The organism is Caulobacter soli, assembly GCF_011045195.1.
In the GTDB taxonomy this organism is placed as follows: Bacteria; Pseudomonadota; Alphaproteobacteria; order Caulobacterales; family Caulobacteraceae; genus Caulobacter; species Caulobacter soli.
In genome coordinates this window covers 3,075,722-3,088,631 of sequence record NZ_CP049199.1, presented here as the reverse complement: position 1 = coordinate 3,088,631, position 12,910 = coordinate 3,075,722, and the positions used below count along the sequence as shown (strand labels likewise).

The 12,910-nt window shown below is 68.3% G+C and carries 12 protein-coding genes; 5 read left to right on the top strand and 7 right to left on the bottom strand.

Annotated elements, in window-relative coordinates:
- Positions 1 to 65 precede the first annotated feature (65 nt).
- Entirely contained in the window at positions 66 to 1,190 is a 1,125-nt protein-coding gene (locus G3M62_RS14295) for an acyltransferase family protein (RefSeq protein WP_165188074.1), read from the bottom strand.
- 785 nt (positions 1,191 to 1,975) lie between these two features.
- On the opposite strand from G3M62_RS14295, the gene ligA reads away from it, so the two are divergent.
- From ligA to G3M62_RS14280, 3 genes are all read left to right on the top strand, one after another.
- Positions 1,976 to 4,321, top strand: coding sequence for an NAD-dependent DNA ligase LigA (gene ligA / locus G3M62_RS14290; protein WP_165188072.1), 2,346 nt, complete (start codon positions 1,976 to 1,978; stop codon positions 4,319 to 4,321).
- A gap of 1 nt (position 4,322) precedes the next feature.
- On the top strand, positions 4,323 to 4,928 hold the full coding sequence (locus tag G3M62_RS14285) for a 3'-5' exonuclease (RefSeq protein ID WP_165188070.1): 606 nt from the start codon (positions 4,323 to 4,325) through the stop codon (positions 4,926 to 4,928).
- Between the two features lie 95 nt (positions 4,929 to 5,023).
- Positions 5,024 to 5,443 carry a DUF2147 domain-containing protein gene (locus tag G3M62_RS14280; RefSeq protein ID WP_165188069.1) on the top strand — a complete coding sequence of 140 codons (420 nt, stop codon included), beginning with the start codon at positions 5,024 to 5,026 and terminating at the stop codon, positions 5,441 to 5,443.
- A gap of 48 nt (positions 5,444 to 5,491) precedes the next feature.
- On the opposite strand, the gene G3M62_RS14275 is transcribed toward G3M62_RS14280, so the two are convergent.
- From G3M62_RS14275 to G3M62_RS14255, 5 genes are all read right to left on the bottom strand, one after another.
- A complete protein-coding gene (locus G3M62_RS14275) occupies positions 5,492 to 5,791 on the bottom strand; it encodes a DUF3892 domain-containing protein (RefSeq protein ID WP_165188067.1) in 300 nt (99 codons plus the stop codon).
- A gap of 193 nt (positions 5,792 to 5,984) precedes the next feature.
- A complete protein-coding gene (locus G3M62_RS14270) occupies positions 5,985 to 6,650 on the bottom strand; it encodes a hypothetical protein (protein WP_165188065.1) in 666 nt (221 codons plus the stop codon).
- Positions 6,651 to 6,667: 17 nt separating this feature from the next.
- Positions 6,668 to 7,471: a TrmH family RNA methyltransferase gene (locus G3M62_RS14265; protein ID WP_165188063.1), complete on the bottom strand. Its 804-nt coding sequence runs from the start codon at positions 7,469 to 7,471 to the stop codon at positions 6,668 to 6,670.
- Between the two features lie 5 nt (positions 7,472 to 7,476).
- Positions 7,477 to 8,376, bottom strand: a complete 900-nt coding sequence (locus G3M62_RS14260) for an RsmD family RNA methyltransferase (protein WP_165188062.1) — start codon at positions 8,374 to 8,376, stop codon at positions 7,477 to 7,479.
- 17 nt (positions 8,377 to 8,393) lie between these two features.
- On the bottom strand, positions 8,394 to 9,647 hold the full coding sequence (locus G3M62_RS14255) for a glycosyltransferase (protein WP_246263277.1): 1,254 nt from the start codon (positions 9,645 to 9,647) through the stop codon (positions 8,394 to 8,396).
- Here G3M62_RS14255 and G3M62_RS26520 point away from each other — a divergent pair.
- Together G3M62_RS26520 and G3M62_RS14250 are read left to right on the top strand one after the other, a co-directional pair.
- Positions 9,630 to 9,896 (top strand): hypothetical protein, encoded by a 267-nt coding sequence (locus G3M62_RS26520; protein ID WP_246263276.1) that lies wholly within the window; start codon positions 9,630 to 9,632, stop codon positions 9,894 to 9,896. The two genes, G3M62_RS14255 and G3M62_RS26520, sit on opposite strands and share 18 nt — an antisense overlap.
- A 126-nt stretch (positions 9,897 to 10,022) precedes the next feature.
- Complete coding sequence (locus G3M62_RS14250; RefSeq protein ID WP_165188058.1) at positions 10,023 to 10,658, top strand: TetR/AcrR family transcriptional regulator; 636 nt, start codon at positions 10,023 to 10,025, stop codon at positions 10,656 to 10,658.
- 25 nt (positions 10,659 to 10,683) lie between these two features.
- Here G3M62_RS14250 and G3M62_RS14245 read toward each other — a convergent pair whose 3' ends face one another.
- Entirely contained in the window at positions 10,684 to 12,849 is a 2,166-nt protein-coding gene (locus G3M62_RS14245; RefSeq protein WP_165188056.1) for a lytic transglycosylase domain-containing protein, read from the bottom strand.
- Positions 12,850 to 12,910: the final 61 nt, after the last annotated feature.

The window sequence follows — 12,910 nt, the reverse complement described above, 5'->3', positions numbered from 1 at the left end:
GGTTCACCTGGGTCCCGGACAAGCGCTGCGCGCTTTCCGGGATGACAACGGTGGGGTGTCGAGAATTAGGCGAGCGCCGGCTCGGTCTTGGCCGCTGTATCCTTCCGCGACCAGCCCCTGATCCACACCTGCAACGGCGCGTCGACGAAGCGTTCGAACAGCCAGGCGGCCGCGACGCAGGCGGGCAGGGCCAGGGCCCAGGCGACCCACAACATCGGGCCCTGGACGCCCAGCTTGCTCTCGACCGCCCGCAGCAGGCCGAACCAGACCACGGCGACCAGTTGGTTGCTCAGGAACAGCGAGAACGACAGGCGACCCGCCAGGCCGGCCCAGCCCCAACCCTTGGCTCCCGAAGCGCCGGCGGCGTAGATCAGCAGGCCCAGCAGGGCCAGGCTGGCGTGGTCGAAGCGGCCAGCGACCTGCAGGGCCAGGACGCCGACCCCGGCCAGGATGGCCAGGCCATCGGCCAGGCGCGGTGCGATCGTGGTGGGCAGACGGGCGATCAGCATGCCCAGGACGAACAGCGGGATCCCCCGCACCAGGCCGAAGCGCAACGGCAACTGGTGGGCGGGGATGCCCGTCACGACCTTGGCGGCGTGGTCGACGGCCAGGAACAGCGCCACGCCGATCGCCAGGGTGGTCCAGGGCGAGGCGATCCTGGCCGTGGCGCGCCAGGCGGCCGGGAAGCCGGCGTAGCAGACGATCAGGGCCGACAGGGTCCAGGTCGGCATGTTCCAGCCCGACGCGCCGGGCACGAACCAAGCCTGCACCAGGAAGACCTGCGGCGGCAACTGGCTCCACTGGAACCACTGCGGGTTCTGCGGGGCCAGGCCGATGGCGCCGGTGACCAGAACGAAGGCCACGAACAGGGCCAGCATGACCAGGTGGGCGGGCCAGATGCGCAGCAGGCGGCGCTTGAGGAATTCGGCGGTGCTCACGCCCCCTCCCTGATCCTTGGGGCCGAGCACGCGCGGGCCGTAGGTCTTGGCCAGCACATAGCCCGACAGCATCAGGAAGAAATCGGTGGCCAGATAGCCGCGCCCGAAGGCCGGATGGATGGCGAACAGCGACACCGGCGCGCGCTCGGCCACGTGATAGAGCACGATGAACAGCGCCGCGACGAACCGCAGAAGGTCCAGGGCGCCGCCGCGCGACAGGCCGGCCTGGGACATCGTGGCGGTTCGGGACATGCGGCGGGCTCCTTGGCCGTCTGAGAGCAAGGTGCGGGCCTGGAGGCACGCGCATACGTGTGTCTCCGTCAGCAGGCGTTTATCCTCGGCGGATGGAGATTGAAGTTCAGAGATTTCAAAGCCCTGAACTTTCTCGACCCCAATCTATCCTCACCCCTCCAGACCGCCCGTATCCTGATCCCACCTGAGAGCACGGGGAGGGCGTCCGGCCGGCGACCGAACGGCTTTCAGGGGTGGTCGAGCGGGAAGCGCTCGTCGGTGGTCTTGAGTGACGCTTCGGACGTCCTGGGCAGGTTCCTTGAAACACAGGACGAAGCCCAGGCGGCGAGGGATCGGCGAACGCAGCAGGTGCGGGCTGAAATCGCTCGCACGGTCCGGAGAGTTCAGCCGACTCTCCGCCCGTCGGGGGCCTCCATCGGAGCGGGTTAAAAATCCGCGATCCGAAGGCTTCTGGAAAACGGTTCCACGCGAAGCGCCTGAACTTCGTCGAAACGGTACTCAAATCAAAGCTACTCCGGGCGAGGCCCGGGCGCTTCGCACCCTTCCCACCAACTCATGGCCTTTGGCGTGAGATCACACCCACTTGCCCCCACCTGACGGCTTCGCCGTCTGTCCGCCCCCGTAGGGGGCGGAGCCTCGTGCTGCGTTCGCCAAGGAGGCTCTTCCCCCTCCGGGGGAAGACGACCGCGAAGCGGTCCGTAGGGGGAAGTGGTCGCTACAAAATCCTCCCCGGAACATCCGCCCCCCGCTAGTCTGCCTCCGTTCCCCAGCCTCTGGATTCGCCCGTGTCTCAGATCGCCGTCGCCGACCTCACCAAGGACCAAGCCGATGCCGAGCTGGCCTGGCTGGCCGACGAGCTGGCGGCGCACGACCTGCGCTATCACCAGCAGGACGCGCCGACGATCACCGACGGCGAGTACGACGCCCTCAAGCGGCGCAACCTCGACATCGAGGCCCGGTTTCCCGAGCTGATCCGCGAGAACTCGCCGTCGATGCGGGTGGGCGCGGCGCGGGCCGAGCAGTTCTCGCCGGTCGAGCACGGCGTGCCGATGCTGAGCCTCGACAACGCCTTCTCCAACGACGAGGCCACCGAGTTCGACGCCCGCATCCGCCGCTTCCTGCGGCTCGGAAGCGAGCCGGTGTTCTACACCGCCGAGCCCAAGATCGACGGCCTGTCGGCCTCGCTGCGCTACGTGAACGGCGTGCTGATCCAGGGCGCGACGCGGGGCGACGGCCGGGTGGGCGAAGACGTCACCGCCAATCTGCGCACCATCGCCGACATCCCCCACAAGCTGAAGGGATCCGGCTGGCCCGAAGAGATCGAGATCCGCGGCGAGGTCTATGTCGAGCTGGAGGCCTTCGCCGCCTTCAACGCCGCCGCGCTCGAGGCCGGCCAGCGCACCTACGCCAACCCCCGCAACTTCGCCGCCGGCTCGCTGCGCCAGATCGATCCGAAGATCAGCGCCCAGCGACCGCTGCGGTTCTTCGCCTATGCCTGGGGCCTGACTAGCGGCCCGTTCGCGACCGGCCAGTGGGAGGCGCTGGAGAAGCTCCACGACTGGGGCTTCGTGACGACGGCTCCACCGGCCACCCGTGTTCAAGACGCCCAAGGCCTGCTGGACGCCTACGCCGCCTTCGAGGAGCTGAGGCCCAAGCTGGCCTTCGACATCGACGGCGTCGTCTACAAGGTCGACGACCTGGAGCAGCAGCGCCGCCTGGGCTTCGTCTCGCGCTCGCCGCGCTGGGCCATCGCCCGCAAGTTCCCGGCTCAGCAGGCCCGCACCATTCTGGAGGCGATCGACCTGCAGGTGGGCCGCACCGGCGCGATCACTCCGGTGGCGCGGCTGAAGCCGGTGACGGTGGGCGGGGTCTCGGTGACCAACGCCACCCTGCACAACGCCGACGAGATCGCCCGCAAGAACGTGATGGTCGGCGACACGGTGATCCTGCAACGGGCCGGCGACGTGATCCCGCAAATCGTCGGGCCCGTGCTGGAGGAACGGCCGGCCGACGCCGTGCCGTTCGAATTCCCGACCCACTGCCCGTGCCCGCTGCACACGCCGATCGTCAAGGAGACCACGGCCTCCGGCGCCGAGACCGTGGTGCGCCGGTGCAGCGGCGAGTTCGCTTGTCCGTTCCAGCGCATCGAGCACCTGCGCCACTTCGTCTCCCGCCGCGCCTTCGACATCGAGGGGCTGGGCGAGAAGCAGCTGGCCGCCTTCTTCGAGGCGGGCTGGATCAAGGAGCCGGCCGACATCTTCAAGCTGGCCAAGGACGAGGAGAAGCTGACGGAGCTTCGGACCCGCGACGGCTATGGCGAGACCTCGGTCGCCAACCTGATCAAGGGCATCGAGGCGCGGCGGACCATCGGCCTGGACCGGGTGATCTACGGCCTGGGCATGCGCGACATCGGCGAGACGACCTCGACCGTGCTGGCCCGTAACTTCGACCGCTTCCAGGACCTGCAGGCCGCCGCCGAGCGAGCGGCGGGGCAATTGCCGGGGGCGGTCTATCTGGAGCTGTCGGGCGCGGCCGGGGTCGGTCCCAAGGCGCGCGACGAGTTGGTCGAGGCCGGAAAGGGCGGTCTGAAGGCCGATCCCTGGCCCGAGGCCGACAGCCTGGAGGTCAAGATCGGCCACGCCGTGCCCAAGCTGAACAAGCCGGCCCGAGCGGCCCTGGCCGAGCGATACGGCGACTGGAGCGGCTTCGCTCAAGCCCTGGCCGAGGCGGGGCAGGGGGCGCCGGGCGACGACTATCTGCAACTGGCCGCCATCGACGGGATCGGTCCCGTGGCGGCCCAGTCGATCGCCCGTTTCTTCGCCGAGGCGCACAATCGCGAGAAGGTGGCCAACCTGATCGCCGAGCTCGACATCCAGGCCGTCGCCAAGCCCAAGACCGACACCGCCGTGGCCGGCAAGACCATCGTCTTCACCGGCTCGCTGGAGAAGATGACCCGCGACGAGGCCAAGGCCCAGGCCGAGGGGCTGGGGGCCAAGGTCGCCTCGTCGGTGTCCAAGAAGACCGACCTGGTCGTGGCCGGTCCCGGCGCGGGTTCGAAGCTGAAGACCGCCACGGACCTGGGCATCCAGGTGATGACCGAGGACGAGTGGCTGGCCATGGTGGGCGGCTAGGATGCCCGTCGTCGCCATCGACTTCGAGACCGCCAACGAACAACGCTCCAGCCCCTGCGCCATCGGCCTGGCCTGGATCGAGGACGGACGGATCACCGAGGTGGAGCACCACTATATCCGGCCGATCGACATGCGGTTCTCGGGCTGGAACATCGCCGTCCACGGCATCCGCCCCGCCGATGTCGAGGACGCCGATGCGTTTCCGGACGTGCTGGCGCGGCTGCGGCCCCGGATCGAGACGGCGACGGTGATCGCCCACAATGCGTCGTTCGACATCAGCGTGATGCGTCGCACCTGCGAGCTCTATGGCCTGGCGTTTCCCTGCTTCGACTACATCTGCACGGTGCAGGTGGCCAAGAACACCTGGCCGGACCTGCCGTCGGCCAAGCTGAACGCCGTCTGCGACTTCCTGGGCGTGGACTTCAAGCACCACGACGCCGCGCAGGACGCCTTCGCCTGCGGCAGCGTGGCCCTGGCGGCGGTCAAGGAAACCGGCGCTTCGCACATCCGCGACCTGCCGGCCAAGCTGGGCATGGTGGCCGGAAGGCTCAACGCCGACAGCTATACGACCTGCTCGAGCCCGTCCTCGAAACGCCGGACCTTCTAGGAGATCGGCCAGGCTTGTTCGAACTTGGCCATCAATTCATGGCCGGTTCAGCCGAACGCGCGTTAGAAAGGGATAACAACTAGGGAGACGACCCCATGAGATTGCCTATCCTCGCCGCCGCGCTGGCCCTGTCCGCCGTTTCCGCCTCGGCCTTCGCCCAGGACGCCACGGGCCTGTGGCAGACCCAGACCAATGGCGGCCAGGTCGAGATCAGCCGCTGCGGCAACAGCCTGTGCGGCAAGCTGGTCAATTCGGATCACATCAAGAAGGATCCGACCGTCAAGGACGAGAAGAATAAGGACGCGTCCTTGCGTGGCCGGCCCCTGAAGAACATGCAGATGCTGTACGACTTCACCGGCGGCCCGTCCAAGTGGACCGGCGGTAAGGTCTACAACGCCGCGGACGGCGGCACCTATTCGGGCACGATCACCGTGGTCTCGGCCAATGAGCTGAAGCTCAAGGGCTGCATCGTGGCGCCCTTCTGCAAGACCGAGAAGTGGACGCGCATCAAGTAGTTCGCCAAGCGGGGGCGGGCCTGTCGGCCCGTCCCCATTCGCCTGGCGTCAGGCCACGGCCTCGTCGGCCGGGCAGTCGGGCAAGGCCAGCATGTCGTGCGGCTCGTACCGGTCGTTGGCCGTCTTAAGATACCGGCAGCCCGTGCGGCTGTTCAGCGCCTCGACCTTCACCGGCGCGCCGTCCCGCATGACGAAGAACTGCCACTTGCCGGTGTCGATCAGCTTGATGGCTTCCTTGATCGTCAGCTTCCACGGCTTGTCGACGCCGCCGCAGACGTGGGTGATCCGCTCGTAGGTGCTGTGGCGCCCGTTCCGGGCGATGCTGGTGATTTCCGCGCGTTGAGCCATGGCGTCTTCGTCGTCCGCATAAGAGACGCAACAGCGACTGTCCGTTCTGCCGAGGGCGGAACGAACCGTCGCGGGGTGTGCGTTTCTGAGAGTGAAAAGGGCGTCGAGATCCGACGCGCCCACACATCATAGCATATCTTGTGCGATCTTGGGGACTTAAGGTTCGGCACGGTGCGAATGGCCCCAGTCGCGGCTAGGCCTTCTTGCAGGCCTTGCGGTTGGCCTTCAATTGCTTAGCCCGCGCCTTGACGGCTTTGCGGTCCAGGACATCGACGCCAGGCTCGGCCTTGTCGGTCCAGAACAACACCTCGTCGCGCCCGACGAAGTGGGGATCGTCATCCAGGGCGTAGGCCAGAATATGCGCCGGGGTGGTCGAGGCGGCGTAGGCGGTGACGCCGTCGCCGTCGGACAGGCCGGAGAACTGCTGGGGCGGACTGGTGCACAGCACCAGCCGATAGTGGAGCGTCAGGCCATGGCCGTCGGCCTCGGAGACGAACTGCATCTGCTCGCCCAGCGGACCGTCGCCGAGCCGCGGGCGAAACAACACATCCTTGGCGGTGATCCTGTTCGGCAGGGCGAAGACGGGCGTGCGGCCTTCGTCGTCGGTCACGCCGCGCCAGACCGCCTTCTCCTCGGCCACGAACGGCAGGAGGCCTTCTTTTAGGCTGAGGGCGAACGGCATGCGCCGCTCGGCCTCGCCCTGGCCGTAGCGGAGCGTCATCTGGTAGCGATAGGGGCCCGAGCCGATCGCTGGCGTCGCGTCGGCGGGGGCCTCGATGGAGGCGACGGGAGCGGGCTCGTCTTGGGCGCCAGCCATGGAAGCGACGGCGCTCAGCGCCAGGACGATCGCTACGCTCACGCCCCGCCGCGATCGCACTAGCCGGTCACCGTGTAGATCATGATCCCCGTCGCCACCGACAGGTTCAGGCTGTCGGCCCGGCCGCGCATCGGGATCTTGACGTTGACGTCGCAGGCGGCGGCCAGTTCGGGCGGCAAACCCTGCTGCTCGTTGCCCATCAGGATCAGCGACGGCTTCACATAGTCGGCGCTCTTGTGGTCGACCGTGGCGGTCAGCAGGGTGCCGACCACGCTGCCGGGCCACTCGTCGCGCCAGGCCAGGAACTCCTGGATGCTGGCCTTGGCGATCTTGACCGCGAAGATCGAGCCCATGGTGGCCCGCACCCCCTCGACCGAATAGGGATCCACGCAGTCGCCGACCAGGATCACCCCGCCGCAGCCGGCCGCGTCGGCGGTGCGGATCACGGTGCCCAGGTTGCCGGGATCGCGCACGGCCTGCATGGCCACCCAGCACGGGGCGCTCTGCGGCACGATGGCGCTGAGCGGCGTGTAGACCTGCTTGAACACCCCGACCACCGCCTGCGGATTGTCGCGGCGCGAGACCTTTTCGAGGATCTCGCGATTGACCTCGATCACTTCGCCGCCGGCCTTCAGGCAGGCTTGGCTGGCCTTCTGCAGCATCGGGTGATCGGCGGCGTCGCGACCGTACATCAGGATCTTGGGCGCGTGGCCGCAGTCGATCGCCTCGATGACGATCTTCAGGCCCTCGGCCAGGAACAGGCCGCTCTCCTCGCGTTCCTTGCGCATATGCAGGGCGCGGACGGCCTTGACGGTGTTGTTCGACAGAGAGGTGACGGTCTTGGCGTGCTGGGGGGCGTTCACGGCGCTTACTCCGAAGCCCAGCGGGCGAAGAACGACAGGCCGATCTGGCGGTCGCCCTTTTCCTCGACCAGCGACAGCTCGCCCCAGTCGATCACACCGCCGCGGCCCTTCAGCTCCTGAGCCAGCAAGCCCGACATCGCCGCGCCCGAGACCCGGGCGGCATAGGCGTTCATCAGCAGGAACGAGGCGTCGGGGGCCAGGATCTGGGCGCAGTTCGTGGTCAGCTCGGCCAGGTCCTCGAACAGCCGCCAGACCTCGCCGTCGGCCCCGCGCCCGAACTTCGGCGGATCCAGGATGATGCCGTCATATTGCGAGCCGCGCCGCACCTCGCGGGCCACGAAGCGGCGGGCGTCCTCGACGATCCAGCGGATCGGCTTGTCGGCGAGACCGGCGAAGGCGGCGTTCTCGCGAGCGAAGCCGACCGACTTCTTGGAGGCGTCGACGTGGGTGACGGCCGCGCCGGCGGCGGCGCAGACCAGGCTGGCGACGCCGGTATAGCCGAACAGGTTCAACACCTTGGGCTGGCGGGTCTTGAAGGCGCGGACCCGCTGGTCCTGCCAGGCCCAATTGGCGGCCTGCTCGGGGAAGAAGGCCAGATGTCGGAAGGGCGTGAACTGGCCGTGGAACTTGGCCTCGCCCCAGGCCAGGTCGAATTTCTCCAGCGGCCGTCCCTTGAAGCGCCAGCGGCCGGCCTCGTCCTCGTCGGAGGGGTCGAAGACGGCGTCGGCGTTGTCCCAGACCTTGGCGTCCAGGCGCGGAGCCCAGAAGCACTGCGGCTCGGGGCGCACGACGGTGTAGCGACCGTAGCGCTCCAGCTTCTTGCCATGGCCGCTGTCCAGCAAGGCGTAGTCGGCCCAGCCAGTGGTGCGCATGACGAGGGGGGCGGCGGCGATAGTCGGATCCATGCCCCGCCAATACGCGCTCAGGGCAAGGCCCGTCCAGTCCGAGCCAGCAGGCGGGGCAGCAGAGGGTTGGCGGCGCGGGGCGTGTGCGGAGTCTTGTCCCAGTGGAAGGGCGCGACCACGAACTGGCGAAGCGCCTCGATCGCCGCCAGGCTCTGGAGCGGCCAATAGACGATCGCGCCGAGCAAAGGCAGGATCCTCTCGCGTTGCCCGGCCCGTCGCTGGGCCTGGGCGCCGGCGATCGCCGCGCAGCTCCAGCCGAAGAACATCAGCATCCAGTCCATGGCCGGAACGTCGGGGAACAGGTCGAGCAGCGAGCCCACCCACTGGAGCAACAGCCAGGCGAACATCGGACCGTGCAGATGGGACGAGGCCACCGGCAAGGCCAGGGTCAGCACCAGCGCCACGACGCCGCTCGGGGTGCGGGCGGCGCGGCCCCGGGCATGCACGGCCAGGGTTTGCAGGTGGCCCTTGATCCAGCGCGCCCGCTGCCGCCGCCAGACGGTCAAGGCCGTGGGGGCGGTCTCGAAGGTTGGCAGGGTCAGAACACCCAGCCGGTGACCCTGGGCGGCCAGGCGGAAGCCGATGTCCGCGTCCTCGGTGACGTTGTAGGCGTCCCAGCCCGACACGGCCCGTAAATGGCAGGCTCGGAAGTGATTGCTGGTGCCGCCCAGCGGGAAGGGCAGGCCCCAGCGGGCCAAGGCCGGCAGGAAGACGTCGAACAGCACGGCGTATTCGAGGGCGAACTGATCGGGCAGGAAGCGCGGATCGGGTTCGATCCGCAACGGCGCTTGCAGACAGGCGAGGCCGGCGTCGGCCTGGGCGAAACGCGCGGCGGCCTCGCGAAGCTGGCCGGGATGCGGCGCGTCCTCGGCGTCGTAGATCACCACCAGTTCGCCGTGGGCTCGCTCCAGCGCGATGTTGCAGGCGCGGGGTTTGGTCCGTGGCGAGCCGGGCGGGGCGATCAGCACCTGGAAGCCGGCCGGCAGGTCCAGGGCCCCGAACGCGGCCTGGGTCTCGTGGTCCCGGGCCTCCAGCACGATCAGCACCTGCAGGCGATCGCGTGGATAGTCCAGCCGCGCCAGATTGGCGATCAGTTCGGCCGCCACCGCCGCTTCGCGATAGAGGGGGACGATGATCGTATAGGCGGGCAAGGCCTCGTCGGGCAGTGGCGGGGCAAGGGGCGATGCGCGTGGCGTGAAGGCGGCCGCCAGCTTGACGGTCGAGTGACCCATGAAACCGACGAAGAACAGCAGATGAAGTCCCTGCAGCATCACGTCGAACTGCGTCGACGCGAGGAGAAGCAGGTTCCCGAGCAAGATCGCCAGTCCGATGATTTGGCCACGCGACAATCGCCGATGCGCGCCGTCGTGTTGTGGCTTGGTCGCCGATGTCGGATCATCGAGCTCGCCCTCGAACCAGCCGTCGTGGACCGCATTCGCCGCAAACGCGCGCTGTTGCTGGTCTCTTTCCTCTCGCGCCATCGCCCCCGCCGCGCTCTATCGGATCCAGCGAGCAGATAACGAATCTTCAACCATAAAGTGTCAAACGGAAAAACACGCGTTTCGCGTAAATCGTCGAGAGTTGCGACCTCTGTGTGATTCCCGTTTAGTGTCGCGTTCGGGGACTAGGTAGGGGAACGCCATATCGTGACGGTCGCGCTGAAGAAGCCGCACAAGTCGGCCCGCAAGCCGAAAGGCGACGGCCATCTGCGCCGGGGAGAAATCCTAGCCGCGGCGGAGAGGATTTTCATCGCCGAGGGCTATGCGGGGGCGACGATCCGCAAGATCGCCGACGCCGTGGGCGTGTCGTCGACCGCGCTCTACATGCACTTCCGCGACAAGGACCAGATCCTGCTGGAGATCAGCGATGACGCGATCGGCCAGCTCCTGGCGGTCAATGTCGACATCGCCCATCGGCCGATCGACGCGGTGGCGCGGGTCAAGTTGATGCTCGAGGCCTACATGAAGTTCGCCCTCGACAATCCCAACACCTATCAGCTGGTGTTCTGCGGCTCGCGGGATGTGATCTCCAAGGAAAAGCAGGCCGCCACGGCCGAGTTGGGTGATCGCTGCTTCGCCGAGTTCAGCGGACCGATCCACGAGATCGCCGCCGCCGGCCGCCTGCGCACCGGTTCGGGCGAGAGCGCGGCCCAGGTGCTGTGGGCCGCCTGCCACGGCCTGGTGGCGCTGCTGATCACCATGCCGGACCGCAACTGGGCGCCGCGCGAGGAACTGATGAAAGTTACCCTCGACGGCCTGCTGCACGGCCTGGTCACGGACTGAAACCAGGCCCGGCTCCGGCCGGTCGCTACCGCGTTCCGGGCACGTAGCCGCCCTGCGGAATGGCGGTAGAGGTCGCCGTCGTCCCTCCGATGGGCGGCAAGGCTCCCGCGCTCGCCGGTCCCGCATAGTTGTAGCCGCCGCGCTTCAGGTCGCTGGACAGGGTCAGCGGAGCCGTGCCGCCGTTCAGGCGAGCGCGGTAGATCATGGTCGTCTCGATGGTCCGCATCACGTAGTTGCGGGTTTCCGAGAAGGGGATGCACTCGATGAAGTCGAGCGGATCGGTGGTCGCGCCGCGCGGATCGCCGCACAGCGTCACCCACGCGGCGGGGCGGCCCGGCCCGGCGTTGTAGGCGGCCGAAGCCATGACGTACGAGCCGCTGAAGTTGCTGACCATGCTGCCCAGGTAGGTCGAGCCCAGGCGCATGTTGTAGAACGGATCCGACAGGCGGTCGGCGCTGTAGCTTTCGCCCATCTGCCTGGCGACGATGGCGGCCGTCGAAGGCATCAGCTGCATCATGCCCCGCGCCCCAACCCCGGAGCGGGCGTTGGCGTCGAAATTGCTTTCCTGCCGCGAGATCGAATAGACGAAGGCCGTCTCGGCCGCGCCCGGTCCTGGAGTGAACAGGTGGTCCAGCAACGGATAGCCGCGCTCGGGCAGGATGAAGCCGCGCTGGGCGGCGGTGCGAACCGCGCGCATGGCCAGGTCCGGGTCGCCATAGCCGCGGGCCAGGTCGACCAGCAGGGCCTCTTCCTCGGCGGTCGGAAGCTGGTCGTCGATATAAAGCACGAAGACGCGGACCTGGTCGCGCGCCCCGGCGGCCATCAGAGTGCGCACCGCGCGCACCAGTTCGCGACCCTCGAAGCGGGCGCGATCGGCCTGGGTGATCGTCGGATCCTTGTCGAGGCGGATCTCCTTGATCCCCGCCTTCTCAGCGGCCAGCTGGCCGTAGAAGGTGGTGATGTAGCGCGCGCCGTCGGCATAGAAGGCCTGGGCGGCGATACGGTCGCCCTGGGCCTCGGCGGCCCGGCCCTGCCAATAGAGAGCCCGGCCACGGGTGATCGGCGAGGCGCCGATCTCGGCGATGCGGGCGAAGTGATCGGCGGCCGCGTCCGGGTTCTTGAGGCGGCTCAAGGCGATCCAGCCGGCGTAGAACTCGCTCTCGGCCGCGTCCGAGCCGTCCTTCAGGCGGGCGTTGGCGGCCGCGTAAGCGCCGTTGCTGTCGCCGGCCTTCAGGGCGGACACCACCAGTTGCTTGCGCTCGCGCCAGATGGCTGAGGCCGCTTCGGCGCTGGGGGGCGGGGCGGGGAACTGGCTGACCAACGGTAGGGCCAGGGTGTCCAGGCCCTTGCGACGCAGATAGGCGGCGCGCTCGAAGACGACCCCGGGCTGGGCCTGCTGGGCCGGCGACAGGGCGGCGTAGAGGTCGTTGGCGTTGCTGGCGTTGGAGCGGAAGGCGATGCGCGCCTGGGCCGGCGCCTGCTGGTCGTACGGCAGCAGGGTGAGCATGTCGCGGGCCGCGGGACCCTGGGCGCCGTACAGCAGGATGTCGGCGCGACGGACGTGGTCGTCGGTCGTCAGCAGGTTGCCGAACCGGCCCAGCATGCCGCGCTGGGCGTCCAACTCGAACACCTGGTCGCGCCACCAGCGGCGAATCAGGTTGCTGGCGTCGTTAGTGCGGCCGGCGGCCTGGTAGGCGGCCGCCAGAGCCATAGCGCCTTCGGCGGTCTGAGGATCGCGACCGCCGAACCAGGCGATCATCCGTTGGGCGTCCAGGCCCGAGGTGACCAGGGCCTTCTCGGCGGCGTTCTCGCGACGCTGGGCGCGCGGCCAACCCGACAGGTCACGACGCGCCTGGTCCAGTTCGAAGAAGCTCATGCTTTCGGCCGCCGTGTCGACCAGCGCCCACAGGGCGATCTTGCGCGACAGCGGGTCCTGGATGCTGGACATCGCCATGCGGATCGTCGACGGGTCACGACTGCTGACCGCCGTGCGCAGATTGGCGGCGTCGGCCTCGGCGGGTGTGGCGTAGGTCGCCGTGGGTGGGGTTGTGATCAGGCCGCGCGGCGTGGCGCCGCCGGTGTAGGGCTGCGGCGCGCGAGGCAGGTCGACGTCGTCCTGGGCGAGGGCCACCCCAAAGAGCGCGACGACAGCCGCGCCGCCCAACAAGACCTTAGTCAACCCTGACGCCAAAACGTCGTCTCCTTCGATTCTCGGCCCTTGGGGGCTGTATTCTCGCCGTTCTCGGCTGATC

Bases quoted from the DNA above. Each gene is read 5' to 3' on its own strand.
- G3M62_RS14295 (WP_165188074.1), bottom strand. From the start codon at position 1,190: ATGTCCCGAACCGCCACGATGTCCCAGGCCGGCCTGTCGCGCGGCGGC.
- G3M62_RS14285 (WP_165188070.1), top strand. From the start codon at position 4,323: ATGCCCGTCGTCGCCATCGACTTCGAGACCGCCAACGAACAACGCTCC.
- G3M62_RS14280 (WP_165188069.1), top strand. From the start codon at position 5,024: ATGAGATTGCCTATCCTCGCCGCCGCGCTGGCCCTGTCCGCCGTTTCC.
- G3M62_RS14275 (WP_165188067.1), bottom strand. From the start codon at position 5,791: ATGGCTCAACGCGCGGAAATCACCAGCATCGCCCGGAACGGGCGCCAC.
- G3M62_RS14260 (WP_165188062.1), bottom strand. From the start codon at position 8,376: ATGGATCCGACTATCGCCGCCGCCCCCCTCGTCATGCGCACCACTGGC.
- G3M62_RS26520 (WP_246263276.1), top strand. From the start codon at position 9,630: ATGAAGTCCCTGCAGCATCACGTCGAACTGCGTCGACGCGAGGAGAAG.
- G3M62_RS14255 (WP_246263277.1), bottom strand. From the start codon at position 9,647: ATGCTGCAGGGACTTCATCTGCTGTTCTTCGTCGGTTTCATGGGTCAC.